This is a genomic window from Pseudomonas syringae pv. tagetis, assembly GCF_022557255.1.
Lineage (GTDB): Bacteria > Pseudomonadota > Gammaproteobacteria > Pseudomonadales > Pseudomonadaceae > Aquipseudomonas > Aquipseudomonas caricapapayae.
The window spans coordinates 2823111-2848114 of record NZ_CP092923.1 but is presented as its reverse complement, the minus strand read 5'-3'; the positions used below and the strand labels follow the sequence as shown (position 1 = coordinate 2848114).

Sequence of the window (25004 nt, the reverse complement as noted above, 5' to 3'; positions counted from 1 at the left end):
CAGCGTATTTGTCAGCTCCTTGAATGCAAAAAGTCGACCCTGTTACCGGGGCCGACCTTTTTTACACCTTCGCCAGCAATCAGTGCGAAGACACCTGAGCAGCGGCTTTCTTACGTCTTGCCCTGCGTACCAGCATGTTCAGGCCCTCAATAGCCGCTGAGAACGTCATTGCCGCGTAGATATAGCCCTTGGGTACATGTGCGCCAAAGCCTTCAGCGATCAGCGTCATACCGATCATGATCAGGAAGCCAAGAGCCAGCATGACCACCGTCGGATTGTCGTTGATGAACTTCGCCAGCGGGTTGGCCGCGACAAGCATCACGACGACGGCAGTGATGACAGCGATGACCATGATCGGCAAGTGTTCGGTCATGCCCACGGCAGTGATGATACTGTCGATGGAGAACACCAGGTCCAGCATCAGGATCTGTACGATAGCCGCGCTCATGCTCAAGGCCACGACCGACCCCAAAGCTTTCTCTTCCTCGGTCTTGACGTCCATGCTGTGATGAATTTCCGTCGTCGCTTTCCAGACCAGGAACAGGCCACCGGCGATCAGGATCATGTCCTTCCATGAAAACGCCTGGCCGAATACCTCGAATACCGGCTCTGTCAGTTGCACGATGTACGCCACGGTACTGAGCAAGCCCAAGCGCATTACCAAGGCCATACCGATACCCAGTTTGCGCGCCTTCTCGCGTTGATGTTCAGGGAGCTTGTTGGTAATGATCGAGATGAAGATCAGGTTATCGATGCCCAATACGACTTCCATCACGACCAGTGTCGCCAGCGCGATCCAGGCTGCCGGACTTGTTACGAGTTCCAATAGGTATTCCATAGATCACTGCCCTGCCTGAGCCAATAGTTGTCAGTTAGATTTCTTTATCGGACGTGTTTTCAGTTTCAGCCGAGCTTGGTGGTGGCTCTTGCACCGAAAGTTCCTGCCTGGCCTCATCAAGCGCCTTGGTGGCGGCCTGGTGGGTCTCGTCGATGGCCTGTCTGGCAGTGTCAGCGGCAGCATTGACCAGCTGTTTGGTAGAAGACTCTATCTGATCGCATCCTGCCAGCACCAGTAGCGAACAGCTCAACAATGCGGCGTAAAAGGTTTTAGTCATGGCTTCCTCGGTGAGCAAGGCCGGGCGACATGTTCAGCCCGGCGTTGGAAGCGAATTCTAGACATCTTGAAACATAAGGAAAATTCGATTTTATAATGCTTATACTTCGGTTTTAACGAATCGGCAGTGACCATGCTCAATTATCGTCAACTTCATTACTTCTGGGTCGTGGCCAAAACCGGGAGCATCGTGCGCGCGTGCGAGCAGCTGAACCTGACCGCACAGACTGTCAGCGGTCAGATCAGCCTGCTCGAGGCATCGCTGGGTGTCGATCTGTTTCGGCGCGCAGGACGGCAACTGGAAATGACCGAAGCGGGTCGTCTGGCCCTGCCCTACGCCGAACAGATGTTCCAGTTGGGCAATGACCTCGAAAACCTGCTGCGCTCTCAACCGGATGAACAACAATTGCTGTTGCGCATTGGTGTGGCGGACGTCGTACCCAAGTCAATTGTGTATCGGCTGATCGCCCCGACCATGGGCCTGGATGAGCCTATTCGCATCACTTGCCGGGAAGACAAGCTGGAAAGGCTGCTGGCAGACCTTGCAATCCAGCGCCTGGACCTGGTGATTTCGGACAGCCCGATGCCACCGCATCTGGATATCAAGGGCTACAGCCAGAAACTGGGAGAATGCGGGGTCAGTTTTTTTGCGACCCGCGAAATGGCAGAACGTATCGGGACCGGCTTTCCGCAGTGCATGCACGCGGCACCTCTGCTGATTCCGGGTCAGGAAACGGTTGTTCGAGGCAGGTTGATGCGCTGGTTTGCCGAACAGAAAATCCAGCCGCGTATCATTGGCGAGTTCGATGACAGCGCGCTGATGAAGGCATTTGGCAAATCCGGCAGCGGGGTCTTCGTCGCGCCCAGCGTGATTGCCGATGAGGTGCAGAGCCAGTACGGCGTGCAGGTGATCGGCCACACCGACGCGGTAACCGAATCGTTCTACGCCATTACCGTGGAGCGCAAGGTCAGGCACCCAGGCGTTGTCGCCATCGCCGAAAGTGCCCGAAACCAGCTGTTTACCGATGCAGGCCAGAGTTGATGCTCAGGCCGCGAGCGGACCAGGATCACGCCTCATCAACAGCAGCGCCAGCACAATTGCAAGCACGATAATGCCGGCGGCGGCAAAACCGACGTTACCCAGGCCCAGATGATCGATGACCCTGCCGCCAATAACGGCTCCGATCCCGATGCCAAGGTTCGCTCCTGCAATGTTCAGCGAAGCCGCGAACGCGGGCGCTTGCGGCGCAGCCTTGATCAATCGGACATGACTGACCAAAAACAGGGCTGCCTGGGTGATCCCCCACAGGGCCAACGCGAATGGCAAGGCAAATACCGAGTGGATGCTGGGCACCACCGCGACCATGCCGACAACCATAAACACGCAGAACACCAGGCTGGCAATCAAGGGATGGCGGTCAACCATACGTCCGCCCAGCGAGTTGCCCAGCAGCCCGACCGCGCCGAACCCCATCAGGCACCAGCCGACCAGACTGCCGTCGAAACCGGCGAGACGCTCCAGCATGTCTGCCAGATAGGTATAAGCAGTGAACATGCCGCTGAATACCAGCACCGACAGCAGTACATGCCCCTGCATCATCCGGCTGCGCAAAATACCGAATTGTTTGAGAATCGACACCGGGTTTTGCTTCGCGACAGTCCGTGGCAGGTAGACCGCCAGCAGCAGTGCCTTGGCAAACGCCAGGCCGGCCAGCGCCAGAAACGCAGTGCGCCAGCCAAAGGCATCGGAAATCAGGGTGCCTATGGGTATGCCGAACACGGTGGCACAAACGATCCCGAAACCGATTCTGGCAATCGCCCGGCCGGCAAACTCCGGCCCGACGATGTCCACAGCGGTTTCGCTGGCCAGCGCCCAGAACACCGGCAGCCCCAGGGCGGGGATCAGCCGTGCCAGGCCCATCACGGCAATATTGGGTGCCAGCGCTGCGAGGGCATTTGAAAAGCCGAACAGCACCAGGATGCTGATAAACAGACGCTTGCGCTCGAAGCGTGAAAAATAGGCGGTTAGAAAAGGACCAAAAGCCGCAACGTTGAACGCGAATAGCGTGACCAGCAGCCCTGCCTGCGAGACCGTGACATGCAGATCGCGGGCAACGGCAGGCAGAAGACCGACAATGACGAATTCTGTGGTCAGCACGGTAAACCCGGCGGCTGACAGCAGAAGTATGGGCAACAACATGAACACTCCAGAACAACGATACAGACCGCTGCAACAGCGCGGCCTCTGGGAGGGGGTTAAAGCGGCTTGAAGATGACTGTCATGCCAATGCCGCGCACTGGCATGCATTTCGTGAGGCAGAGCCCGAAAAACAGGGCTGACACCCCGACAATTCTCGTTCCCACGCTCCGCGTGGTAATGCATTTCGTGACGCTCTGCGTTACCCACTAGATGCCAATGCAAGCATTGGCACGATAGTCAGTGGACTTGTGCATAACGCCGAGAGACAAGAACACTAGCGAGGCTTGAGCCCCGCACTGTTTAGAACTTGCCCATGAAGTCACGTTTGCCGATTTCAACGCCGTTATGGCGCAGCAGGTCGTAAGCGGTGGTGACATGGAAGAAGAACTGCGGCAAGGCGTAGCTGAGCAAATAAGCCTGACCGTTCAGGCGCTTTTCCTTTTCAGTGCCGGGGCGCAGGACGATTTCGATGCCTTCCTTGCCGTCGACCTGCTCGGGCGTGATGCTACCGATGAACGCCAGGGTTTTGGCAAGCAGTGCCTGCAACTCGGCAAAGGTGGTTTCGGTGTCTTCGTACTGTGGAATCTCGACGCCTGCCAGGCGGGCCGAGGCACCCTTGGCAAAATCGACGGCAATCTGCACCTGCCGGGTAAATGGCAGCATGTCCGGGAACAGACGCGCCTGCAGCAGCGCTGGCGGCTGGATTTTCTTCTCGGTCGCGTAGGCTTCAGCCTTGGTCAGGACGTCACTCAGCGCATTGAGCATCTGCTGAAAGACAGGAATGGAAGCGGCGTACAGGGAAATAGACATGTCATATCCTGATTGAGAAAGGCGCAATTATAGACCCACCTGACGTCAATCACCGTGACACTTTTCAGCGCCGATGCAGATGAGTGCAACTGAGACTGGCAATAATGACCGCCACGCCCTACGCTGATCCACCGCCATCACTCAGGGAAGCGTCATGTCCATCGAATCGTCCTCCTCCGAATCGTCCCCGACAGCCGAAGCGCTACAACTCAACAGTTCTGAGGCACGCGTTCTGGGCTGCCTGATCGAAAAACAGGCGAGCCATCCGGAAACCTACCCGCTGACTCTCAATGCACTGGTGATAGCCTGCAATCAGAAAACCAGCCGCGATCCGGTCATGAACCTGACTCAGGGCCAAGTCGGCCAGAGCCTGCGCGCGCTCGAGGGCCGTGGTCTGACACGTCTGGTGATGGGCAGTCGCGCCGATCGCTGGGAGCACAGGGCTGACAAAAGCCTCGAACTGGTCCCTGCGCAGGTAATACTGACCGGCCTTTTGCTGCTGCGCGGACCGCAGACCGTCAGCGAATTGCTGACTCGCAGCCAGCGCATGCACGATTTCGAGGACAGCGAACAGGTCATCCACCAGTTGGAGCGCCTTATCGCCCGAGGCCTGGCGATGCTCGTGCCGCGCCAGTCCGGTCAGCGGGAAGATCGCTACATGCACCTGCTGGGCGATCGCGAAGAACTGCAGGCGCTTCTTGCAGCGCGCCAGCAGACAACGGAACGTCACTCGGCAACTCCGGCTGCCAATCAGCGTCTCGATGAACTGGAGGCGCGCGTTGCGGCCCTTGAAGAACGCCTGGCCAGACTGGAGTAGTGCGGAAATTCGTCCCTCCCCGCCCGGCCGTGCGGTAATTAGCCGGCTCTGGCGAACGCCGCAGCCTGTTGATACTGCTCATCAGTCGGGCGAACGCCGGTATAGAGCACAAATTGCTCCAGCGCCTGAATGGCTGCAACCTCATCACCACTCACCAGACGCTTGCCCAGCCGTCGCGCAGCCTGGATCAGGGGCGTTTCGGCCGGGGTAGCCACCACGTCGAAAATCGTCTCGGCCGCACCGATGGCCTGCAGGTCAAACGCCAGTTCGTCAGCTTGCGCACCTTGCATGCCTAGCGGCGTGACATTGACCAGCAAGGGGGGTCGTGCGCTGCCCAGTGTCGCCTGCCAGCGAAAACCGCACGCGTCGGCCAGACGCCGGCCTGTCTGTTCGTTGCGAGCGACGATCAGCCCATCGGTGAAGCCTGCATCGCGCAGCGCAAACGCAACCGCCTTGGCCATGCCACCGCTTCCGCGCAAGGCAAATGCGCTGCGCGGGACGGCGTGACTCTCCATCAACTGGGCTACGGCAATGTAATCGGTATTGAACGCCTTCAGATGTCCATGGGTATTGACGATGGTATTGATCGACTGGATAGCGGCGGCTGAAGCGTCAAGCTCGTCGACCAGTTCAATGCAGGCCTCCTTGAACGGCATCGAAACCGCGCTGCCACGTATGCCCAGGGAACGTATACCCGCGACAGCAGCGCCAAGATCATTAGGCGAGAATGTCTTGTAATAAAAGTTGAGGCCCAACTGCTGAAAAAGATGGTTATGAAAACGCACACCGAAGTTTCCAGGACGTGCAGCCATAGACATACACAGCTGCGTGTCTCTGTTGGCGGTGACAGGCATTTAATTTCCTCCGGACGGTAATGGCTTGACTCTTCAGTAAAAGCGTATGCTACGCCGCATCGAATGCGAGTACAGGTGCAACGCCGTTGCCAGCGCACCTTACATAAAATTTACTCAGCACTTTCGCAGATTCTTACAATTTCGATGTCATAGTGTTATCCCGTGGCAGTGCTTGAGAGTGATGCAGGCGCGCGACAACGGGTTGAGAGCGAGGAACAGTCATGATTCGTCAAATCCCCAAGATCGCCTTGTTTGTAGGTGCCCTGGCCCTTGCTGGCCAGGCGAATGCTGACCGTGGCTGGGGTGGCCCTGCCGTGGTAGGTGCTATCGTAGGCGCTGCCGTTGTCGGGGCGGCGGTGTCTTCAGGTCGCGACAGAACGGTGTACGTCGAGCGCGAGCCGGTGTATGTGCAACAACAACCGGTCTACTATGCGCCACCACCGGTCTATTACCAGCCGGCCCCGGTTTATCAGGTTGTCGAGCGCTACCCACCGCCTCCACCGCCAGGCTATTACCATCGTTACGGGCCACCACCCGGCCCTGGCTACTACTACGGTCCGCCACGCGGCCGCTGGTAACAGTACAAAAAACCCGCCTCTCCAGGCGGGTTTTTCATGGGTTTGCTCACACTATCGCCTGCCAATGCAATCTGCCCGACCCTCGCTGTTGTCAATGACCACTATTGAGACTGTCGATTTCTACCGTGCCCGATCGGCCTCTACAGTAGCGGCATGGATTGAGGAGGCAGTTATGACCAAGGTACACATCATGTCCGTCGTCGGTAGTGCGGTTCCAGCGCCGCTCAGAGAGCGAGGCCTGCTGGCCTGCTGGTACCTGATTCAGGATGGCGAGCCGGTCAGCGGCCCTCTAGCGTCTTTGCCTGTGGCGCAAGCCTTGTCACGGCAGATGCAGTGCCAGCCCCTCAACAGTTGATTTTCCCTGCGAACCTCGTGCGTTGCTCCGCACATCCCCCTTGCCCGCCTCTTTGAAGGCGGGTTTTTTTGAGCTCGGGAAAGCAGGCGATCCGCCTCAGCTGCGCTCTGCCATAGCGGCATTGACCTGACAGCGATGCGCAAGCTTCTGCAGGCGCTTTTCCAGTGCCATGAACACCACACGATCAGTACGACCGCTGTCCAGTTCATCGATCAGGTCATTGGCGACCTGACGCAACTCGTGAGCAAGCACCACGCGATCATCGTTCAGGTCTTGTTTATGAGACTCGAAGAGACGATGCAGATAGTCCTGCAAGGTGTATTTCAGACTGTGCCGGTCACTGGCACGCAAATGCGGCAGGTTGAGACTGATACGCCCCTGCAACTCACTCAGTTCGCCACACAGATACTGCATTCGCCGAGCATAGCCAACTTCGCGGTCGCGCAGCTGCTTGCGGGCCTGTTCCGCCTCCTGCCTGCGTTGAATGGCCGGTACGGCCACAGCGGCCATCAACCCGACGATCAGGCCGATTGCCTGCATCCAGCCTGCCCAGTCACTGGGACGTGATGTAAAGCCGACACCGAGCAGCAAAATGACAACCAGTGAAGCGACAATCACCAGCACCGCATAATCCTTGCTGACAAACCCCTTGAGCATTGCGTGACTCCCTGAATCGCTGACCTGAATGGCATGGAATGCTAATCGGTGCGGACCTTTCACACCACGACTATTCAATGGTGCTCCGGTTTTAGGCAGATTCAGTATCAAAAAGCCACTTAACAGCAACTTAACGAAATCCCGATTCCTGCATTTATTGATCAATCGTCCTGCGCCCCCATCGACAGACCACAAAGTCTGCTCATAAAATGCAGCGTTTTGACGCGATCCCTTCCATTACCACCCTTTATCGAGTGAGCCTTGCTCTTGAAAATTCGTCTGTCTCTTCTGGGCCTATTATTTGTACTTACCGGCCCGGCGCTTTCCACTACTACGCTGGCAAACGAATCCGCTGTTCTGAATCGTGATCCTTCCAACCTGCACCTTGCCTCAGGCAGCGCAATGGTTATCGACCTGCAGACCGACAAGGTGCTGTACTCCAGCAACCCGGACGTGATTGTGCCGATAGCCTCGGTCACCAAGTTGATGACCGCAATGGTTGTCCTAGACGCCAGGCAATCGATGGATGAAGTCATTCCGGTCAATATTTCTCAGACGCCGGAAATGAAAGGCGTTTTCTCACGGGTCAAGCTCGGCAGCGAAATGAACCGCCGGGACATGTTGCTGATCACCCTGATGTCCTCGGAAAACCGTGCTGCCGCGAGCCTGGCGCATAGCTATCCCGGTGGCTATCCGGCGTTCATCCTGGCAATGAACGCCAAAGCCAAGGCGCTGGGCATGAAACATACGGCCTATGTCGAACCTACCGGGCTGTCGGTGTACAACGTATCGACCGCACGTGACCTCACCAAGCTGGTTATGGCCGCGCGCAAATACCCGATGCTCAGTGAATTGAGCACCACCGAGCAGAAGACGGTAACGTTTCGCAAGCCGACCTACACCCTCGGCTTCAGCAACACCGACCATCTGGTGCGCAAGGACAACTGGGATATCAAGCTGACCAAAACCGGCTTTACCAACCAGGCCGGCCACTGCCTGGTGCTGCTGACCAGCATGGCCAACCGTCCGGTTTCCGTGGTGATTCTGGATGCGTTCGGCAAGTACACCCATTTCGCCGACGCCAGCCGGATACGCAAATGGATGGAAACCGGTCAAAGCGGCCCGGCTCCTGAAGTTGCACTGCAATACAAGAAAGAAAAGAATCTGGTCATGAGACAGACCGGTATTCAAGCCAAGGACTGATGGGCAGGCGCAAAAAAACGGTCGCGATGCTTGCACATCGCGACCGTTTTTATTTACCCGAACCGCACTCAGCTGTATTGAGTGACCAGTTTGGTATTCAGGTAAGCCTCGATGGCCTCGGTGCCGCCCTCGGAGCCGTAGCCGGAATCCTTGATCCCGCCAAACGGAACCTCCGGCAAACCGATGCCCTGATGATTGATCGACAGCATGCCTGCTTCGATATGCGTACTCAGTGCCTGAGCCGTCTTCATTGAGGTCGTGAACGCATAGGAAGCCAATCCGAACGGCACGCGGTTCGATTCGGCAATTGCCTCTTCAACCGTGTCGAACGGCACCAGCAGGGCGACGGGCCCGAACGGCTCCTCGTTCATGATGCGCATTTGCGGTTTGAGGCCACTCAAGACGGTTGGCTGGAAGAAATAACCAGGCCCCTCGACAGCCTTGCCCCCGGCGGACAGCGTCGCACCACCGCGCACGGCGTCCTCGATCAAATCCACCAGCGCAGGAATGCGCCGATCGTTGGCCACCGGCCCCATGGTCGTGCCCGCTTCCAGACCGTTGCCAACCTTGATTTCGTGCGTCAGGCCCACGAACTTCTCGGTGAACGCGTCCAGCACCTTGCGCTGAACCAGAATCCGCGTTGGCGATACGCAGACTTGCCCGGCGTTACGGAACTTGGCGGTCGCCAGCACGCGAGCTGCGAGGTCGATGTCGGCATCGTCGAACACCAGTGCTGGCGCGTGCCCGCCCAACTCCATGGTCGCGCGCTTCATGTGCTTGCCGGCCAACGCAGCGAGCTGCTTGCCGACTGGCGTAGAGCCGGTGAAGGTTACTTTGCGAATGACCGGATGCGGGATCAGATAACCGGAAATCTCCGCCGGGTCGCCGTAAACCAACCCAATGACGCCCGCAGGAACACCTGCATCGGCAAAGGCCCGAATCAATTCGGCAGGTGACCCTGGCGTTTCTTCCGGGGCCTTGAGGATGATCGAGCAACCGGCTGCCAGCGCCGATGAGAGCTTACGCACCACCTGATTGATCGGGAAGTTCCAAGGCGTAAACGCAGCGACCGGGCCAACAGGCTCCTTGATGACCTTTTGCTCTATGGAAACCCCGCGCGACGGCACGATACGGCCATAACTGCGACGTCCCTCTTCAGCCAGCCAGTCGATGACATCAGCAGCAGACAGGGTTTCCATGCGCGCTTCGGCCAATGGCTTGCCTTGTTCCTGAGTCATGATGCGGGCAATGCTGTCGGCCCGCTCACGGACCAGGTTGGCAGCTTTCTGCATCAGTTTGTAACGGTCATACGCTGAGGTCGCTCGCCAAGTGGCAAAGCCACGCTCGGCTGCCTTTAGCGCCTCGTCCAGATCGGCAATACCCGCATGCGCCACGTTGCCCAGCGACTGGCCGGTAGCAGGGTCGATCACCGGAATGGAACGGCCATCACGGCTCGCGCGCCATTGGCCATCAAACTAAAGCTGTACGTCTGGATACATGAAAAATCTCCATAGATAGATAGTTGAACGGAATGGCGACAGGTCAGATGCGCTGATCGGCACCCGCCATTGGTAAAGGAGCATGAACATCATGCTCGCCGCCGATGGCCTCGTATTTCTTGCGCAAGGCCCTGAGGTCTTTCTGAGTGAGATCGTCAAGGTTCAACAGCGAATTCTGCGCATCCTTGGTCACACGCAACAACTCGTCCACCTTCAGGTGCAGGACATCATTGTCGCGGTTCTGCGTGTTCTGGATCAGAAACACCATAAGGAACGTAATGATGGTAGTCGAGGTATTGATGATCAACTGCCAGGTATCGTTATAGTGAAACCACGGACCGGTGACTGCCCAGAGGCAGATCAGCACAACGGCTGATGCAAATGTGGCCGGGCTGCCGGCCCATTTCGAAAGGGACTGCGAAAATCTGGAAAACTTCATCAACGGCTGCCTAAACACGGGAGACTTGAATGGACACCTGCAGGCCTTGAAATGTCCTGCTGTCAGTCAGCCGTTCAGGTTATCGACAGCTTTGTTTGATCAATCGCGCTTGCCCATCGCCCCATAGAAGCGGCAGCCCGCTTTGCGCGAGCTGTTTACACGACGTATCAGGAAGGCAAATTGCCTTGCCCACTTTCGATAATTTTCGCGAAATTCAACACATCAGCAGGGTAACTGCTGCCACCCACGCCTCCTGTGTCGCTGAGATCGGCTTTATTGACCTTGTCAGGCCCGGAGTTATACGCGCGCAGCGCTGCGCCGATGTCGCCGAACGCCTTGTTCTGGTCACGCAGGTACAGCGAGCCCGCCATGATGTTGGTGTGCGAGTCATTGACATCATTACCCAGTAACCCGGGGTTTTGTTGCTGCAATGATTTGAACGTATCAGCGTTGACCTGCATCAGGCCCGCATCGGCCTTGCCGTTGACGTTAGTGGTGGCTGCATTCAACTGACCACGCGACTCTGCCCATATCTGCCCGGCAATCACACTGGGCGGCATACCGGTGGCGTTGGCAGCGTCCATGATATCGCCTCGATATTGCTCAAGCTGCTGGGGCAAATGCAGCCCACCGCTACCACGGAGTGAAGTATCCGGGGGTACGCCATCAAGCGCGCTGGCGTTCGACGTACTGCCCTCGCCACCCAAACCACCCTCGCCACTCCCTATACCTGCCCCATCGTCGCCAGTGCCGCTGCCTGCAACGCTGTTTCCAGCACCGCCGCCTTGGGGTGACGGATCATTCTGAGGGTTGCTGGAAACATTCTTGTTTTGCGCAAGCATCTGCATCAATTGTTGCAACAGGCTCATAATTTGCTCAACCAACCCGGACGCACTGGTGCCTGACGCTGCGTTCACATCGCTGGACGAAGAGTCCGTGCTATTGGGCGGAGCAAAATTGACCTGCGTCTGCCCCTGATTGGCAAATAACAATGTGCTCGGATCGATAGTCGAGTTGCCTCCACTGCCCAGCCCGTTATATTCGCCACTCTTTGCGCTCAACGACGAAAAGTCGAGGGGTACGGAGTTTGAGTTACCAACAGGCGTAATACCCATAGTCATAGCCAATTACCTCACTCATGCGACAGATCAATACCTCCTGGCATGTGCCTTGGCGCGATAGAGGCATAATCGGGATAAAACAGACACAACTGGGTGATTCAATGAGCGACTCGGTTCCCACGTAATTGCGAACTTTCTGATACTGGATAAAAAACGGTGCCTGCTCGGGCACCGTTTCAACTGCGCTGACTTTCGTTGCAACTACAGAATCGGCTTGCCGCCCGTCACCGCATAACGCGAACCGGAGATGTAGCTGGCTTCGTCCGAGGCCAGCAGCACATAGATCGGCGACACTTCTACCGGCTGCCCTGGGCGACCCAGCGGCGTCTCGCTGCCGAAGCTTTTCACGTCTTCGTCGGTCATGGTCGCGGGGATCAGTGGCGTCCAGATCGGGCCTGGGGCCACGCTGTTCACGCGGATGCCCTTCTCGCCCAGCAACTGCGCCAGGCCACCGGTGAAGTTGGCGATTGCGCCTTTGGTGGTCGCGTAGGCCAACAGCGTCGGCTTGGGCATATCCGAATTCACCGAACTGGTGTTGATGATCGAACCGCCCTTTGGCATATGCGGCACCGCAGCCTTGCAGATACGAAACATCGCAGTGATGTTGATATCGAAAGTCTTGACCCATTCCTCATCGGAGATTTCGTCCAGGGTTTCATGGGTCATCTGGAATGCCGCGTTATTGACCAGCACATCGATGCGGCCGAACTCTGCAACGGTCTTGCTTACAATGTCTTCGCATTGCTGCTTCTGCGCCAGATCACCGGGCAGGAGAAGGCATTTTCTTCCAGCCTCCTCGACCCAGCGCCGGGTTTCTTCGGCGTCCTCATGCTCATCCAGATACGAGATTGCAACTTGGGCGCCCTCGCGTGCAAACGCTATGGCGACGGCACGACCGATACCGCTGTCAGCACCGGTAATCAGCGCAATCTTGCCCTGTAGACGCCCGGAACCCTTGTAGCTTTTTTCACCGCAATCAGGATACGGGTCCATTCTGCCCTGCAAGCCCGGAACCTCTTGCGGCTGACTGGCAAACGGCGGCGTTGGGTATTCTTCGTTCATCTGAATAAATCTCCCTGACTCAATAAAAGCGAAATCAATAAAAACTGGTTCAACACACATAGCGCCCCCTGTCGCCGGACTCGGCCGGACGCGACAGGGGGATTGATCACAGGCAGCGATCAGGCACCCGGCTTGAGCACCACTTTGGTCCAGCCGTCATCGCGTGCGTCGAAGTGCTGATAGGCCGCAGGACCTTCTTCAAGCTTCAGACGGTGGGAAATAATCTGCGATGGTTTGGCGCGGTCGTGGTGAATCAGTTCGGCGAGGCGGCGGTTGTAAGCCTTGACGTTGGCCTGACCGGTGCGGATCTGCTGGCCCTTGAACCAGAACGAGCCGAAGTCGAAGGCCATCTTGCCTTCTTTCGCCAAGTCGTTATGGGCCCCTGGATCCTGCGGCACGAACACGCCGACGACACCGATTCCGCCAGTCGCCTTGGTCGAGGCTACAAGGTTGTTCATGGTCACGTGATTGGCCTCATGACCATGACGGTCACAGCACTGATAGCCCACGCATTCGCAACCGCGGTCGGTGCCTTTGCCATTGGTCAGATTGAGGATCTGATCCACTGCGCCCTGCTCCAGCGAGTTGATCGGCGTCGCGCCCATTTTCGCCGCGAGCGCCAGACGGTCCGGGTGATTATCGACCACGAAAACCTGCGACGCCCCCTTGATCATTGCCGAGTGCGCAGCCATAAGGCCAACCGGGCCAGCGCCATAAATGGCTACGCTTTCGCCCGGCAGCAGACCCGCCAGCTCGGTGGCATGCCAACCGGTAGGAAAGATATCCGAGAGCATGACGTAGTCGTCTTCGCGCTCGGCGGCGTCTTCCGGCAACAGCAGGCAGTTGAAATCGGCATAAGGCACGCGCAACAGCTCGGCCTGTCCGCCTTCGTGGTCGCCCATGTCGGCAAACCCATAGGCCGCCCCGGCACTGCCGGGGTTGGCGGTCAGGCAATAACCGGTCAGGCCCTTTTCACAATTTTCGCAAAAGCCGCATCCAATGTTGAACGGCAGGCACACCCAGTCGCCAACCTTGATACGGTCGACACCCGCGCCGACCTCAATGACCTGGCCCAGATTCTCGTGGCCGAAAATACGCCCGGTCTCGAACGACGTACGACCTTCGTACATGTGCAAGTCCGAGCCACAGATGTTTGTGGAGGTCACTCTGACAAGAGCGTCTGTCGGCTTCTCTATTTTCGCATCCGGCACGTTTTTGACGCTGACGTCACGCGGACCGCTATAGACGATGGCTTTCATATTGGGACTCTCCTGAAGTGAAAATTCGGTGGAGCTTTTCATGACTCACCGAATGTCTGTCACAACGAGAACAGTCATGTTCAAAGCGATTGCCCTCGTACCTGACGAGTGGTCATCACCAGACGCTGCGCAGAGCGATGCAGACCTGACGATTCAAGCCCGATCAGCCGTTTCACGGCCCTCCTCGAGCCGTAAATAAAGCATTTGCATGCACAATCTTATGGTATACCATCATACGAAATACAATAGTGCTCGCCTCAGGAGTCGTTCATGAGCTTTGAAATTCGCAAGATCGTTACGTACACCGAAGAAACCTTCATCGAAGGCGCAAAGGCTACTGACAAACCAGTCACCATGACCGGGCTGGCGGCAGTCATCAAAAACCCCTGGTCGGGCCGCGGGTTTGTCGAAGACCTGAAGCCGGAAATTCGCGCCAATTGCTCCGAACTCGGCGAGCTGATGGTCAAGCGTCTTACTGATGCGATTGGCGGAGCGGACAAGATCGAGGCCTACGGCAAGGCTGCGGTCGTCGGTGCGGATGGTGAAATCGAACATGCGTCAGCAGTGATCCATACCTTGCGCTTTGGCAATCACTACCGTGAAGCCGTAAAGGCCAAGAGCTACCTGAGTTTTACCAACAAACGCGGTGGCCCCGGCACGTCCATTCAGATTCCGATGATGCACAAGGACGATGAAGGATTGCGCTCGCACTACATCACCCTGGAAATGCATATCGAGGACTCACCGCGCGCAGATGAAATTGTCGTCGTCCTCGGCGCGGCCAATGGAGGACGCTTGCACCCGCGCATCGGCAATCGCTACATCGACCTGGAAGAACTGGCCGCCGAAAAGGCTCAGTAATCCATAACGGCTCATTGATCCATTCCTCTGAATGTCTGTGCAGGAGCGATCCATGATTCAGCTCACCGCTGAACACACCTCGGCGGGTACCAGCTATCTGGCGACCGGCCAAGGCCACCCCGTGGTGTTGATTCACGGAGTGGGCCTGAACAAAGAAATGTGGGGTGGCCAGATCGTCGGACTGGCCTCGCATTATCAGGTCATTGCCTATGACATGCTCGGCCACGGTGCCAGCCCGCGTCCTGATCCGGATACTGGCCTGCAGGGCTATGCCGAACAATTGCGTGAGCTTCTGGAGCATTTGCAATTGCCCGGGGCGGCGGTCATCGGTTTTTCGATGGGCGGGCTGGTGGCACGTGCGTTTGCGCTGGAGTTCCCGCAGCATCTGTCGGCGCTGGTGATCCTCAATAGCGTGTTCAATCGCAGCCCGGAACAGCGTGCAGGCGTCATTGCCCGTACCAGCCAGGCCGCGGAGCACGGTCCGGACGCCAACGCAGGCGAGGCGCTGTCGCGCTGGTTCAGCCGTGAATATCAGGCGGCCAACCCGGCGCAAATCGCTGCCATTCGACAGAATCTGGCCAGCAACGATCCGCAAGGCTACCTGACCACGTACAAACTGTTCGCCACTCAGGACATGTACCGCGCCGAGGATCTGGGCGATATTCGCTTACCGACGCTGATCGCCACAGGCGAACTTGACCCTGGGTCAACTCCTGAAATGGCCCGCGAACTGGCCATGCGCATCCAGGGTGCCGAGGTCGCGATACTGCCCGATCAACGCCACATGATGCCGGTTGAATCACCGCGCCTGGTCAATCAGGTGTTACTCGATTTCTTCGAGAAAATCGGTCTCGACAAGTCGGCGACTGTCCAAAACTCGATCAAGGGGATTGTTGCATGAGCCTTACCCGCTTTCAGATGTGCATCGACGGTCAATGGGTCGATGCACTGTCCGGCAAGACGTTCGACAGCCTCAACCCGGCACTGGCCGAGCCGTGGGCTCAGTTGCCCGACGCCGACGAAGCCGATGTCGACCGAGCCGTGCAGGCTGCTCAGAAAGCGTTCGAGGGCGTAGCGTGGCGTAGCCTGACCGCGACCGCACGGGGCAAGCTGCTGCGCCGGTTGGGCGACCTGATCGCTGAAAACAAAGAGCAACTGGCGCAGTTGGAAAGCCGTGACAACGGCAAACTGATTCGCGAAACCCGAGGTCAGGTCAGCTACCTGCCGGAGTTCTTTCATTACACCGCAGGGCTGGCGGACAAGCTCGAAGGCGGCACCCTGCCCCTCGACAAGCCGGACCTGTTCGCCTACACCGTGCACGAAGCAATGGGCGTGGTGGCCGGGATCATTCCGTGGAACAGCCCGCTTTATCTGACCGCCATCAAGCTGGCCCCGGCACTGGCTGCCGGCAACACCATCGTGCTGAAGCCGTCGGAACACGCCTCGGCCACGGTGCTGGAGCTGGCACGTCTGGCACTTGAAGCAGGCATACCGCCCGGCGTGGTCAACGTCATCACCGGTTTCGGACCGACCACTGGAGCTGCCCTGACCCGCCATCCGCTGGTGCGTAAAATCGCCTTTACCGGTGGCGCGGCCACTGCACGCCACGTGGTACGCAGCAGCGCAGAGAATTTCGCCAGACTGTCGCTGGAACTGGGCGGAAAATCACCGAATATCATCTTCGCCGATGCCGATCTGGACAGCGCCATCAATGGTGCCGTCGCAGGCATCTATGCCGCTTCCGGACAAAGTTGCGTTTCCGGCTCGCGGCTGCTGGTGCAGGAAGAAATCTACGATGAGTTCGTCGAGCGACTGGCAGAGCGCGCCAGCCGCATTCGTATTGGCAATCCGCAGGATGAAACGACTGAAATGGGACCGATGGCCACGGCCCAGCAACTGGCCGTCGTGGAAGGTCTGGTGGCTGATGCGCTGGCCGAAGGTGCACGCCTGCGTCTGGGCGGCAAGCGCCCGGAGCTGGACAACAACGGCTGGTTCTATGAACCTACGCTGTTCGAGTGCGACCATAACTCGATGAAAATCATGCAGGAAGAGGTGTTTGGTCCCGTTGCATCGGTGATTCGTTTCAAGGATGAAGCCGAAGCGCTGGCCATTGCCAACGACTCCCGGTTCGGACTCGCCGCAGGAATCTGGACCCGCGACCTGGGCCGGGCACACCGATTGGCGCGCGATATTCGCTCGGGGATCGTCTGGGTCAATACCTATCGTGCCGTATCGGCCATGGCGCCTATCGGAGGTTTCAAAAACAGCGGCTACGGCCGTGAGAGCGGGATAGACTCTGTACTGGCCTACACCGAACTGAAAACGGTGTGGATCAACCTTTCGCAGGCCCCCATGCCTGATCCATTTGTCATGCGTTAACGAGGCCGCTGCGATGATCGAACCCGGTATTTACAAAGAAGTCATGGCGTCATTCCCTTCGGGCGTGACCATCGTCACCACGCTGGACCCACAGGGCAATCTGGTCGGTATCACTGCCAGCGCGTTCAGTGCGCTGTCCATCGACCCGGCACTGGTGCTGTTTTGCCCCAACTACGCATCGGACACTTACCCGGTGCTGCGTGACAGCAAAAAGTTCGCCATTCACCTGTTGTCTGCCGATCAACAGGTTGAAGCCTATGCATTCGCCAGCAAGGGCAAGGACAAAACCAAGGGCATCGAGTGGCACCTGAGCGAGCTGGGCAATCCGCTGCTGGGTAAGGCGACGGCCATCATTGAGTGCGAGCTGTGGCGCGAATACGACGGCGGCGATCACGCAATCATTGTCGGCGCGGTGAAAAACCTGATATTGCCTGCAATACCGGTCACCCCGATGGTGTATCACCGCGGCAAGATGGGCGCACTGCCAGCCATCGTCTGATGGCTGCGCGGGGCTGTTTTGGTGGTTGCAGGCATCGGCATGATAAACTCCGCCGCGATCCCGGTTTACACCTCCGGGCCATGCAGCAGCCTCGTGGTTCCAGGGCTGCCGACATGAGCGAGACATTGTTTCCAGTCACGTTTTTACTTTGACAGCCCCATTCCGAGCACACCCGATGAAACGCCTGCCTCTCGACGACACCTTCAAGGTCAACCGCAACCCCGTCACCCTGCGGGAGATCGTGCTGGACAAGCTGCGCAGCGCGATCATGAACTTTCAGCTGCTGCCGGGAGATCGTCTGGTCGAGCGCGATCTGTGTGACCGTCTGGGTGTCAGCCGCACCTCGGTACGCGAGGCGCTGCGTCATCTGGAATCGGAAGGACTGGTCGAATTCGCCGATGCCAAAGGTCCGCGTGTGGCCATCATCACACTGGCAGACGCATGCGATATCTATGAGCTGCGGTGCGTACTGGAGGGGCTGATCGTTCAACTGTTCACCCTGCGTGCCAGACCCAAGGACATCCGCGCACTCGAAAAAGCCCTGGAGGAGAATCGCCAGGCGCTCAAGGAAGGCGAACTGCAGCAAGTCATCGATTCGGTCCAGGGCTTCTACGATGTACTGCTGGAAGGCTCGGGCAATCACGTTGCCGCTACCCAGTTGCGGCAGTTGCAGGCGCGCATCAGCTACCTGCGCGCCACCTCGGTCTCACAGGAAAACCGTCGCGGTGCCAGCAACAAGGAAATGGAACTCATGGTCGAGGCCATCAAAAGCGGCGACCCTCTGGCCGCGCATCAGGCCTCGGTCGACCATGTCCGCAATGCTGCACGCGTCGCGCTGGAATACTTGAAATCCAAGCAGGACGAAGACACCAAAGTCCGCGACATCGTCGCGCCCGTCGCACTCAAAGAACCCCGCATAGGGCGCTGACATGGCCGCACCGCGCTTCTGCCCTCAGTGCGGTTGCGCTGACCTGATTCAGCGCGTCCCCGAGGGCGATACCCATACGCGGTTGGTATGCAGTGCGTGCCAGTACATTCATTACGTGAACCCGAAGATCATCGCCGGCTGCATCATCGAGCAGGAAGGCAAATATCTGCTCTGCCAGCGCGCCATACCGCCGCGCCCCGGCACCTGGACTCTGCCGGCCGGGTTCATGGAAAGCGGCGAAACGACCGAGCAGGCAGCGTTGCGCGAAGTCTGGGAAGAAACCGGAGTGCGCGCCGAAATTCTCTCGCCCTATTCCATATTCAGCGTGCCGCAAATCAGCGAAGTCTACATCGTGTTCCGCGCCATAGCGCTGGAAGTCACCGGCCATTTCGGCCCGGAAACCCTCGACTGCACATTCTTCGCCGCCGAAGACATCCCTTGGGACAGCATCTATTACCCCGCCATCCGCCAGATACTGGAACGTTACATCGAAGAGCGCCAGGCGGGGGTCTACGGCATCTACATCGGCAACGATGACACCGGCAAAGTCCACTTTATCAGGTAAAAGCGCAGCGCAACGGTAGCTAAAAGCGAAGCCGTCCGATGCTTGCCTGGATTGTGCTTCCGCCTCGTGATCAAGGCTGCCCTTCTACTATCACGATCTCGGCTTTTGCCGCGCCTTGCCGGTGGCTCATTGCATTCTGATACTCGGGCGACTGATAACAGGCCACTGCCTTTTCATACGACTCGAATTCGATGATCACCGTGCGCTGCGGTGTGTTGCGCCCTTCCGCCGCCTCGGAACGCCCGCCTCTTGCCAGAAACCTGCCACCAAACAGCTCGAACGCTGCTGGGGCACGCCGGGTGTATTCGCTGTACTGCAGAGGGTCGGTTACATCGACGTGTGCAATCCAATAAGCCTTCATCGCGATCTCACTGTTTCAATGATGGGGAATCTGTGAAATATTCTGTCTTATGGTATACCACGATCCATCCAATCATAAAACCGGGATACTGAACATGGCATTTGATCGTATCGAAGACATCATTGAAGACTACCGCCAGGGCAGGATGGTGTTGCTGGTCGACGATGAGGACCGGGAAAACGAAGGCGACCTGCTGCTCGCCGCCGATTGCTGTTCGGCACAGGCGATCAGCTTCATGGCCCGGGAAGCACGTGGGCTGATCTGCCTGACACTGACCGACGAGCATTGTCAGCGTCTGGGCCTGGAACAGATGGTGCCAAGCAACGGCAGTGTATTCGCCACTGCGTTCACAGTGTCCATCGAAGCCACAACGGACGTCACGACCGGCATCAGCGCGGCAGATCGCGCACGCACCGTCCAGGCCGCAGTCAATCCGGATGCAGTGCCTGAAGACCTGGTGCAGCCGGGCCATATCTTCCCTTTACGCGCGCGCGACGGCGGTGTGCTGACCCGCGCCGGACATACTGAAGCCGGTTGCGACCTGGCCAGGCTGGCCGGTTTTACGCCCGCGTCGGTCATCGTCGAAGTCATGAATGACGACGGCAGCATGGCAAGAAGGCCGGACCTGGAACTGTTCGCCGAGAAGCACGGCATTCGTATCGGCACCATCGCCGACTTGATCCATTACCGACTGAGCACCGAGCACACCATCGTGAGGATCGGCGAGCGCGAACTGCCGACAGTCCACGGCATCTTCCGCCTGTTCAGCTATGAAGACCGCATTGAAGGCGGCGTGCACATGGCGATGGTGATGGGCGATATCCGCCGCGACGAAACGACCCTGGTGCGCGTGCATGTAGTCGACCCGCTGCGCGACCTGGTCGGTGCCGAATACACCGGTCCGGCCAACTGGACACTCTGGGCCGCACTGCAACGCGTCGCAGAAGAAGGTCACGGGGTGGTCGTCGTGCTCGCCAATCACGAGTCATCCCAAGCGCTGCTTGAGCGCATTCCGCATCTTACCCAGCCGCCTCGCCAATACACCCGCTCGCAATCACGCATCTACTCCGAGGTCGGCACCGGCGCACAGATCTTGCAGGATCTGGGTGTCGGCAAGCTGCGCCATCTCGGTCCGCCACTGAAATACGCAGGCTTGACCGGCTACGATCTGGAAGTGATTGAAAGTATTCCGTTTCCCGGCTGACCTGAAAAAACTCCGCAGACAGCCCCTGTTACCTATCGTCAGCAGCTGCATGTATTTGCCATAAAAACACTCAGTGAAGGCATTTTGGCGGGGCAAAATGCTTGCAGAAAGTTTGGAATACCATAATATGACATTCCATAAATACAAGATTCGGTCAGACGCGCCCTGCAAAGGACAGCACTAATAACAGCACCTGACCCGTACCAGGTTTCAAGGCCCACTGGACCTACTGCTCCCGATTACGCGGGCAAGAAAAGCCCGCTCAAAACACAACAAATGAGGGCGTGAAAATGGTGTTGAACAAACGTGCAACAGCAGTCCTGGCGGCTAGCGTGCTGGCTTTTTCGAGCTTCGCCGCCGTCGCCGCCGAGAGCGTCAACTTCGTGAGCTGGGGCGGTTCCACTCAGGACTTCCAGAAAGAAGCCTGGGCGACTCCATTCAGCAAGGCCAGCGGCATCACGGTGGTGCAGGACGGCCCCACCGACTACGGCAAACTCAAGGCCATGGTCGAAAGCGGCAACGTTCAATGGGACGTGGTCGACGTCGAAGCAGACTTTGCCTTGCGCGCCGCCAGCGAGGGCCTGCTTGAGCCTCTGGACTTCAACACCATCAAGCGTGACGAGATCGACAAGCGCTTTGTAAACGATCACGGTGCCGGTTCGTTCTTCTTCTCCTTCGTGCTCGGCTACAACGAAAGCAAAGTGGGCGCCAAGCCACCGGTCGACTGGGCCGCCATGTTTGACACAAAAACCTACCCCGGCAAGCGCTCGCTGTATAAATGGCCGAGCCCCGGTGTACTTGAACTGGCCCTGCTGGCCGACGGTGTGGCACCCGATAAGCTGTATCCGCTGGACCTCGACCGTGCCTTCAAAAAACTCGACACCATCAAGAAAGACATCGTCTGGTGGGGCGGCGGCGCGCAGTCTCAACAATTGCTGGCCTCCGGTGAAGTGTCGATGGGGCAGATGTGGAACGGTCGGGTCTATGCCCTGCAACAGGACGGCGCCCCCGTGGGTGTGAGCTGGAAGCAGAACCTGGTCATGGCTGATTTTCTGGTCGTGCCAAAAGGCGCAAAAAACAAGGATGCTGCGATGAAATTCATTGCCAACGCAACCAGCGCCAAGGGCCAGGCCGACTTCTCCAACCTCAGTGCCTATGCCCCGGTAAACACTCAGAGCGTTGCGCGCCTGGACTCTACGCTGGCACCAAACCTGCCAACCGCCCATGTTGCCGATCAAATCACTCTCGACTTCGCATACTGGGCCAAGAATGGCGCTGACATTGCGACACGGTGGAACGAATGGCTGGTCAAGTAAAGATGACAGCGGCTGCTTCTCGTCCATCCTTACCGGCCAGTGGTGCGTCCGGCACCCCTGGCGCGGCGAGTCAAAAGGCGACGAGCATGCAGCGCCCCCCTTCCCTTGCTCAGCGCTGGCGGGGCAGCCGCAACCTGCTTCCGGCGCTGATCTTTCTCGGCCTGTTCTTCTTCGCCCCGCTTATCGGACTGCTGCTGCGAGGTGTTCTTGAGCCGGTGCCGGGCCTTGGCAACTATGAACAACTGTTTGCCAACTCGGCCTACTCGCGGGTGCTGCTCAATACCTTTTCCGTGGCCGGTCTGGTGACGCTGTTCAGCCTGCTTCTGGGCTTCCCGCTGGCCTGGGTGATCACGCTGGTGCCGCGCGGCTGGGGACGCTGGATTCTCAACATCGTGCTGTTGTCGATGTGGACCAGCCTTCTGGCCCGCACCTACTCCTGGCTGGTGTTGCTGCAGGCGTCCGGGGTCGTCAACAAAGCGCTGATGGCGATGGGCATCATCGATCAGCCTCTGGAAATGGTGCATAACCTGACCGGCGTAGTGATCGGCATGAGCTACATCATGATCCCGTTCATCGTCCTACCCCTGCAGGCAACCATGCAGGCCATTGATCCGATGGTGTTGCAGGCAGGCTCGATCTGCGGCGCAAGCCCATGGACCAATTTCTTCAGGGTGTTTCTGCCGCTGTGCCGTCCGGGGCTGTTTTCCGGGGGGCTTATGGTGTTTGTGATGTCGCTTGGTTACTACGTCACCCCGGCGCTGCTTGGCGGTGCGCAGAACATGATGCTGCCCGAATTCATCGTCCAGCAGGTGCAGTCGTTCCTCAACTGGGGGCTGGCCAGTGCCGCCGCTGCGTTGCTGGTCCTGATCACGCTGGTGCTGTTCTACTTCTACCTGAAGCTCCAGCCGGAATCCCCGGTCGGTGCCAGCAACGCGAGGTAAACCGCCATGCTCCTGACTCCCAATGCCATGAGCCCCGGACTGCGGACGGGCTTGTACCTCACTACTGCTCTGATCGCGCTGTTCCTGCTACTGCCGATCCTGTTCATCGTTCTGCTGTCATTCGGTTCATCGCAGTGGCTGGTGTTTCCGCCGCCAGGCTGGACGCTGAAGTGGTACCAGCAGTTCTTCTCCAACCCCGACTGGATGTCGGCTGCCATGTCCAGCTTCAAGGTCGCGATCCTGACCACCCTTGTGTCGGTAGCGCTGGGCTTGCCCACCGCGTTCGCACTGGTACGCGGCCGTTTTCCGGGTCGCGACTTCCTGTATGGCGTCTTTACGTTGCCAATGATCGTGCCGCTGGTGATTATCGCCGTGGCGGTCTACGCACTGTTTCTCAAGCTCGGTTACACCGGCACGCTGTTTTCCTTCGTCGTCAGCCATGTGATCGTCGCTTTGCCGTTCACCATCATCTCGATCATCAACTCACTGAAGCTGTTCGACCAGTCCATTGAAGATGCCGCAGTAATCTGTGGCGCCTCGCGCCTGCAGGCGATTTACAAAGTGACCTTTCCTGGCATCCGTCCGGGCATGATGGCCGGCGCACTGTTTGCGTTTCTGGTCTCGTGGGACGAAGTGGTCTTGAGCGTGATGATGGCCAGTCCGACCTTGCAAACCCTTCCCGTAAAAATGTGGACCACCCTGCGTCAGGACCTGACGCCGGTCATCGCTGTCGCCTCGACGCTGCTGATCGCCCTCTCGGTGCTGATCATGTTCATCGCCGCGACCCTGCGTCGTCGCAACGAAGCCAGGAGTACATCATGAGTGCCGTGATCAAAAACCCTGCTCATCAGGAGCAGAAAACGCTGGTCAGCCTGTGCAATCTGGACAAGCATTACGGGAATTTCGCCGCGGTAGACAACATTTCCCTGGACATCCAGAACGGTGAATTCCTGACCTTCCTGGGCTCCAGTGGCTCGGGAAAAAGCACCACGCTGTCGATGCTTGCCGGTTTCGAAACGCCCAGCTCGGGCGAGATACTGGTGGGCGGCCAGTCACTGGTGAACGTCCCGCCGCACAAGCGCGACATCGGCATGGTGTTTCAGCGCTACTCGCTGTTCCCGCACCTGTCGGTACGCGACAACATTGCGTTCCCGCTGGCGATCCGCAAGTTGCCTGCCGCCGAACGCGAGAAGAAAGTCGATGCGATGCTCAAACTGGTCCAGCTGGAAGCATTTGCCCATCGCCGCCCTTCGCAGCTATCCGGTGGCCAGCAACAACGGGTAGCCATTGCCAGAGCGCTGGTCTACGAGCCTCGCATCCTGCTGATGGACGAGCCGCTGGGCGCACTGGACAAGAAGCTGCGCGAAGACCTGCAGGACGAACTGCGGCAATTGCATCGTCGACTGGGCATCACCATTGTCTATGTGACCCACGATCAGGAAGAAGCCATGCGCCTGTCTCAGCGCATCGCCATTTTCAGTCATGGCAAAATCGTTGGCCTGGGATCGGGTTACGACCTGTATCAGGATCCGCCGAATGCGTTCGTTGCCTCGTTTCTGGGCAACTCCAACTTCCTCAGGCTTAAAGCCCAGGGCAACGCCGTGGCCACGTTTGAGGGCAACCCACTGGCGATTCGCCTGACCTCGGGCCTCAAGACCGATCAGGACCTGCTGCTGATGATCCGCCCGGAGAAAGCTCAGGCGCTGAGCGTTTCCCAGGCAGCGGCCACGCCACTGGAAGCAGGCTGGAACGAAGTCAATGCCAGCGTCACCGAAGTGCTTTTCCTCGGTGAAAGCCAGACGTGTTCAGTGCTGACCACTGGCGGCACCGCCATGACTGTCAAAGCGCTTTCAGCGACCGGCATGCTGCTCAGGGCCGGCGATCCGGTGCGGGTACGCTGGGCTGCTGCTGACGCGTGTATCTACACTGAATGGACAGACAGCGATCTGAACAAGGCGGCTGGTGCCCACTGACATTGATCT

At 58.2% G+C, this 25004-nt stretch carries 28 protein-coding genes; 16 read left to right on the top strand and 12 right to left on the bottom strand.

The genetic code is table 11. From position 1 onward, the window contains the following. Nucleotides 1-79 precede the first annotated feature (79 nt). Complete coding sequence (locus MME58_RS12755; protein ID WP_054985991.1) at nucleotides 80-838, bottom strand: TerC family protein; 759 nt, start codon at nucleotides 836-838, stop codon at nucleotides 80-82. A gap of 34 nt (nucleotides 839-872) precedes the next feature. After that, complete coding sequence (locus MME58_RS12750) at nucleotides 873-1115, bottom strand: hypothetical protein (RefSeq protein WP_055006828.1); 243 nt, start codon at nucleotides 1113-1115, stop codon at nucleotides 873-875. Between the two features lie 132 nt (nucleotides 1116-1247). Between MME58_RS12750 and nhaR the strand changes: the two genes are divergently transcribed. After that, complete coding sequence (gene nhaR / locus MME58_RS12745) at nucleotides 1248-2156, top strand: transcriptional activator NhaR (RefSeq protein WP_055006827.1); 909 nt, start codon at nucleotides 1248-1250, stop codon at nucleotides 2154-2156. A gap of 3 nt (nucleotides 2157-2159) precedes the next feature. Here the strand turns inward: nhaR and MME58_RS12740 are convergent, their stop codons facing one another. Both MME58_RS12740 and MME58_RS12735 read right to left on the bottom strand, forming a co-directional pair. Continuing rightward, entirely contained in the window at nucleotides 2160-3314 is a 1155-nt protein-coding gene (locus MME58_RS12740) for an MFS transporter (protein WP_055006826.1), read from the bottom strand. A gap of 300 nt (nucleotides 3315-3614) precedes the next feature. Continuing rightward, entirely contained in the window at nucleotides 3615-4124 is a 510-nt protein-coding gene (locus MME58_RS12735; protein ID WP_054985987.1) for a DUF1993 domain-containing protein, read from the bottom strand. Between the two features lie 154 nt (nucleotides 4125-4278). Between MME58_RS12735 and MME58_RS12730 the strand changes: the two genes are divergently transcribed. Next, nucleotides 4279-4941, top strand: coding sequence for a YceH family protein (locus MME58_RS12730; RefSeq protein ID WP_055006825.1), 663 nt, complete (start codon nucleotides 4279-4281; stop codon nucleotides 4939-4941). A gap of 38 nt (nucleotides 4942-4979) precedes the next feature. Here the strand turns inward: MME58_RS12730 and MME58_RS12725 are convergent, their stop codons facing one another. Beyond that, a complete protein-coding gene (locus tag MME58_RS12725) occupies nucleotides 4980-5795 on the bottom strand; it encodes a shikimate 5-dehydrogenase (RefSeq protein WP_054985985.1) in 816 nt (271 codons plus the stop codon). A gap of 221 nt (nucleotides 5796-6016) precedes the next feature. Between MME58_RS12725 and MME58_RS12720 the strand changes: the two genes are divergently transcribed. Both MME58_RS12720 and MME58_RS12715 read left to right on the top strand, forming a co-directional pair. Further along, entirely contained in the window at nucleotides 6017-6373 is a 357-nt protein-coding gene (locus tag MME58_RS12720; protein ID WP_003410180.1) for a hypothetical protein, read from the top strand. 172 nt (nucleotides 6374-6545) lie between these two features. Next, nucleotides 6546-6728, top strand: coding sequence for a hypothetical protein (locus MME58_RS12715; protein WP_054985984.1), 183 nt, complete (start codon nucleotides 6546-6548; stop codon nucleotides 6726-6728). Nucleotides 6729-6824: 96 nt separating this feature from the next. On the opposite strand, the gene MME58_RS12710 is transcribed toward MME58_RS12715, so the two are convergent. Then, nucleotides 6825-7385, bottom strand: a complete 561-nt coding sequence (locus MME58_RS12710) for a hypothetical protein (protein WP_054985983.1) — start codon at nucleotides 7383-7385, stop codon at nucleotides 6825-6827. A 267-nt stretch (nucleotides 7386-7652) separates the two neighbouring features. On the opposite strand from MME58_RS12710, the gene pbpG reads away from it, so the two are divergent. Beyond that, nucleotides 7653-8588: a D-alanyl-D-alanine endopeptidase gene (gene pbpG, locus MME58_RS12705; RefSeq protein WP_162491471.1), complete on the top strand. Its 936-nt coding sequence runs from the start codon at nucleotides 7653-7655 to the stop codon at nucleotides 8586-8588. A 68-nt stretch (nucleotides 8589-8656) separates the two neighbouring features. Here pbpG and MME58_RS12700 read toward each other — a convergent pair whose 3' ends face one another. The 5 genes from MME58_RS12700 to MME58_RS12680 form a co-directional block, all read right to left on the bottom strand. Then, a complete protein-coding gene (locus MME58_RS12700; RefSeq protein ID WP_233590993.1) occupies nucleotides 8657-10024 on the bottom strand; it encodes an NAD-dependent succinate-semialdehyde dehydrogenase in 1368 nt (455 codons plus the stop codon). A gap of 106 nt (nucleotides 10025-10130) precedes the next feature. Beyond that, nucleotides 10131-10526 (bottom strand): low affinity iron permease family protein, encoded by a 396-nt coding sequence (locus MME58_RS12695; protein ID WP_054985981.1) that lies wholly within the window; start codon nucleotides 10524-10526, stop codon nucleotides 10131-10133. Between the two features lie 167 nt (nucleotides 10527-10693). Then, nucleotides 10694-11395 carry a transglycosylase SLT domain-containing protein gene (locus MME58_RS12690; protein ID WP_455710553.1) on the bottom strand — a complete coding sequence of 234 codons (702 nt, stop codon included), beginning with the start codon at nucleotides 11393-11395 and terminating at the stop codon, nucleotides 10694-10696. Nucleotides 11396-11848: 453 nt separating this feature from the next. Then, entirely contained in the window at nucleotides 11849-12709 is an 861-nt protein-coding gene (locus tag MME58_RS12685; RefSeq protein ID WP_054985980.1) for an SDR family oxidoreductase, read from the bottom strand. Nucleotides 12710-12828: 119 nt separating this feature from the next. Next, nucleotides 12829-13968 (bottom strand): glutathione-independent formaldehyde dehydrogenase, encoded by a 1140-nt coding sequence (locus MME58_RS12680; RefSeq protein ID WP_055006824.1) that lies wholly within the window; start codon nucleotides 13966-13968, stop codon nucleotides 12829-12831. Between the two features lie 270 nt (nucleotides 13969-14238). On the opposite strand from MME58_RS12680, the gene MME58_RS12675 reads away from it, so the two are divergent. The 6 genes from MME58_RS12675 (at nucleotide 14239) to MME58_RS12650 (ending at nucleotide 19200) form a co-directional block, all read left to right on the top strand. Beyond that, the gene (locus tag MME58_RS12675; protein ID WP_054984826.1) at nucleotides 14239-14829 is read left to right on the top strand and encodes an amino acid synthesis family protein; all 591 of its coding nucleotides are present in this window, start codon (nucleotides 14239-14241) and stop codon (nucleotides 14827-14829) included. A gap of 52 nt (nucleotides 14830-14881) precedes the next feature. Further along, nucleotides 14882-15730 (top strand): alpha/beta fold hydrolase, encoded by an 849-nt coding sequence (locus MME58_RS12670; protein ID WP_055006823.1) that lies wholly within the window; start codon nucleotides 14882-14884, stop codon nucleotides 15728-15730. Next, complete coding sequence (locus MME58_RS12665) at nucleotides 15727-17208, top strand: aldehyde dehydrogenase (RefSeq protein WP_054984828.1); 1482 nt, start codon at nucleotides 15727-15729, stop codon at nucleotides 17206-17208. The genes MME58_RS12670 and MME58_RS12665 overlap by 4 nt, the downstream gene beginning before the upstream one ends. Before the next feature lie 13 nt (nucleotides 17209-17221). Continuing rightward, on the top strand, nucleotides 17222-17707 hold the full coding sequence (locus tag MME58_RS12660; RefSeq protein WP_054984829.1) for a flavin reductase family protein: 486 nt from the start codon (nucleotides 17222-17224) through the stop codon (nucleotides 17705-17707). A gap of 175 nt (nucleotides 17708-17882) precedes the next feature. Continuing rightward, complete coding sequence (locus MME58_RS12655) at nucleotides 17883-18635, top strand: GntR family transcriptional regulator (protein ID WP_054984830.1); 753 nt, start codon at nucleotides 17883-17885, stop codon at nucleotides 18633-18635. 1 nt (nucleotide 18636) lies between these two features. Continuing rightward, nucleotides 18637-19200, top strand: coding sequence for an NUDIX hydrolase (locus tag MME58_RS12650; RefSeq protein WP_054984831.1), 564 nt, complete (start codon nucleotides 18637-18639; stop codon nucleotides 19198-19200). A 70-nt stretch (nucleotides 19201-19270) separates the two neighbouring features. On the opposite strand, the gene MME58_RS12645 is transcribed toward MME58_RS12650, so the two are convergent. Further along, entirely contained in the window at nucleotides 19271-19561 is a 291-nt protein-coding gene (locus tag MME58_RS12645; RefSeq protein ID WP_055006822.1) for a DUF1330 domain-containing protein, read from the bottom strand. A gap of 94 nt (nucleotides 19562-19655) precedes the next feature. On the opposite strand from MME58_RS12645, the gene ribBA reads away from it, so the two are divergent. From ribBA to MME58_RS12620, 5 genes are all read left to right on the top strand, one after another. Further along, complete coding sequence (ribBA, locus tag MME58_RS12640; protein WP_055006821.1) at nucleotides 19656-20765, top strand: bifunctional 3,4-dihydroxy-2-butanone-4-phosphate synthase/GTP cyclohydrolase II; 1110 nt, start codon at nucleotides 19656-19658, stop codon at nucleotides 20763-20765. A gap of 290 nt (nucleotides 20766-21055) precedes the next feature. After that, the gene (locus MME58_RS12635) at nucleotides 21056-22081 is read left to right on the top strand and encodes an ABC transporter substrate-binding protein (RefSeq protein ID WP_055006820.1); all 1026 of its coding nucleotides are present in this window, start codon (nucleotides 21056-21058) and stop codon (nucleotides 22079-22081) included. Further along, entirely contained in the window at nucleotides 22066-23022 is a 957-nt protein-coding gene (locus MME58_RS12630; RefSeq protein WP_082427579.1) for an ABC transporter permease, read from the top strand. Before MME58_RS12635 ends, MME58_RS12630 begins: the two co-directional genes overlap by 16 nt. Before the next feature lie 6 nt (nucleotides 23023-23028). Beyond that, the gene (locus MME58_RS12625) at nucleotides 23029-23844 is read left to right on the top strand and encodes an ABC transporter permease (RefSeq protein WP_055006819.1); all 816 of its coding nucleotides are present in this window, start codon (nucleotides 23029-23031) and stop codon (nucleotides 23842-23844) included. Continuing rightward, the gene (locus MME58_RS12620; protein WP_055006818.1) at nucleotides 23841-24995 is read left to right on the top strand and encodes an ABC transporter ATP-binding protein; all 1155 of its coding nucleotides are present in this window, start codon (nucleotides 23841-23843) and stop codon (nucleotides 24993-24995) included. The genes MME58_RS12625 and MME58_RS12620 overlap by 4 nt, the downstream gene beginning before the upstream one ends. Nucleotides 24996-25004: the final 9 nt, after the last annotated feature.

Excerpts from the sequence above, each read along its gene's own strand:
- MME58_RS12655 (WP_054984830.1), top strand. The coding sequence starts at position 17,883 with ATGAAACGCCTGCCTCTCGACGACACCTTCAAGGTCAACCGCAACCCC.
- MME58_RS12665 (WP_054984828.1), top strand. The coding sequence starts at position 15,727 with ATGAGCCTTACCCGCTTTCAGATGTGCATCGACGGTCAATGGGTCGAT.
- MME58_RS12635 (WP_055006820.1), top strand. The coding sequence starts at position 21,056 with ATGGTGTTGAACAAACGTGCAACAGCAGTCCTGGCGGCTAGCGTGCTG.
- MME58_RS12650 (WP_054984831.1), top strand. The coding sequence starts at position 18,637 with ATGGCCGCACCGCGCTTCTGCCCTCAGTGCGGTTGCGCTGACCTGATT.
- MME58_RS12755 (WP_054985991.1), bottom strand. The coding sequence starts at position 838 with ATGGAATACCTATTGGAACTCGTAACAAGTCCGGCAGCCTGGATCGCG.
- MME58_RS12750 (WP_055006828.1), bottom strand. The coding sequence starts at position 1,115 with ATGACTAAAACCTTTTACGCCGCATTGTTGAGCTGTTCGCTACTGGTG.
- MME58_RS12695 (WP_054985981.1), bottom strand. The coding sequence starts at position 10,526 with ATGAAGTTTTCCAGATTTTCGCAGTCCCTTTCGAAATGGGCCGGCAGC.
- MME58_RS12740 (WP_055006826.1), bottom strand. The coding sequence starts at position 3,314 with ATGTTGTTGCCCATACTTCTGCTGTCAGCCGCCGGGTTTACCGTGCTG.
- MME58_RS12710 (WP_054985983.1), bottom strand. The coding sequence starts at position 7,385 with ATGCTCAAGGGGTTTGTCAGCAAGGATTATGCGGTGCTGGTGATTGTC.
- ribBA (WP_055006821.1), top strand. The coding sequence starts at position 19,656 with ATGGCATTTGATCGTATCGAAGACATCATTGAAGACTACCGCCAGGGC.
- MME58_RS12645 (WP_055006822.1), bottom strand. The coding sequence starts at position 19,561 with ATGAAGGCTTATTGGATTGCACACGTCGATGTAACCGACCCTCTGCAG.
- MME58_RS12730 (WP_055006825.1), top strand. The coding sequence starts at position 4,279 with ATGTCCATCGAATCGTCCTCCTCCGAATCGTCCCCGACAGCCGAAGCG.
- MME58_RS12680 (WP_055006824.1), bottom strand. The coding sequence starts at position 13,968 with ATGAAAGCCATCGTCTATAGCGGTCCGCGTGACGTCAGCGTCAAAAAC.
- MME58_RS12625 (WP_055006819.1), top strand. The coding sequence starts at position 23,029 with ATGCTCCTGACTCCCAATGCCATGAGCCCCGGACTGCGGACGGGCTTG.
- MME58_RS12620 (WP_055006818.1), top strand. The coding sequence starts at position 23,841 with ATGAGTGCCGTGATCAAAAACCCTGCTCATCAGGAGCAGAAAACGCTG.
- MME58_RS12670 (WP_055006823.1), top strand. The coding sequence starts at position 14,882 with ATGATTCAGCTCACCGCTGAACACACCTCGGCGGGTACCAGCTATCTG.
- MME58_RS12715 (WP_054985984.1), top strand. The coding sequence starts at position 6,546 with ATGACCAAGGTACACATCATGTCCGTCGTCGGTAGTGCGGTTCCAGCG.
- MME58_RS12720 (WP_003410180.1), top strand. The coding sequence starts at position 6,017 with ATGATTCGTCAAATCCCCAAGATCGCCTTGTTTGTAGGTGCCCTGGCC.
- MME58_RS12690 (WP_455710553.1), bottom strand. The coding sequence starts at position 11,395 with ATGAGCCTGTTGCAACAATTGATGCAGATGCTTGCGCAAAACAAGAAT.
- MME58_RS12660 (WP_054984829.1), top strand. The coding sequence starts at position 17,222 with ATGATCGAACCCGGTATTTACAAAGAAGTCATGGCGTCATTCCCTTCG.
- MME58_RS12685 (WP_054985980.1), bottom strand. The coding sequence starts at position 12,709 with ATGAACGAAGAATACCCAACGCCGCCGTTTGCCAGTCAGCCGCAAGAG.
- MME58_RS12630 (WP_082427579.1), top strand. The coding sequence starts at position 22,066 with ATGGCTGGTCAAGTAAAGATGACAGCGGCTGCTTCTCGTCCATCCTTA.
- MME58_RS12675 (WP_054984826.1), top strand. The coding sequence starts at position 14,239 with ATGAGCTTTGAAATTCGCAAGATCGTTACGTACACCGAAGAAACCTTC.
- nhaR (WP_055006827.1), top strand. The coding sequence starts at position 1,248 with ATGCTCAATTATCGTCAACTTCATTACTTCTGGGTCGTGGCCAAAACC.
- MME58_RS12725 (WP_054985985.1), bottom strand. The coding sequence starts at position 5,795 with ATGCCTGTCACCGCCAACAGAGACACGCAGCTGTGTATGTCTATGGCT.
- MME58_RS12735 (WP_054985987.1), bottom strand. The coding sequence starts at position 4,124 with ATGTCTATTTCCCTGTACGCCGCTTCCATTCCTGTCTTTCAGCAGATG.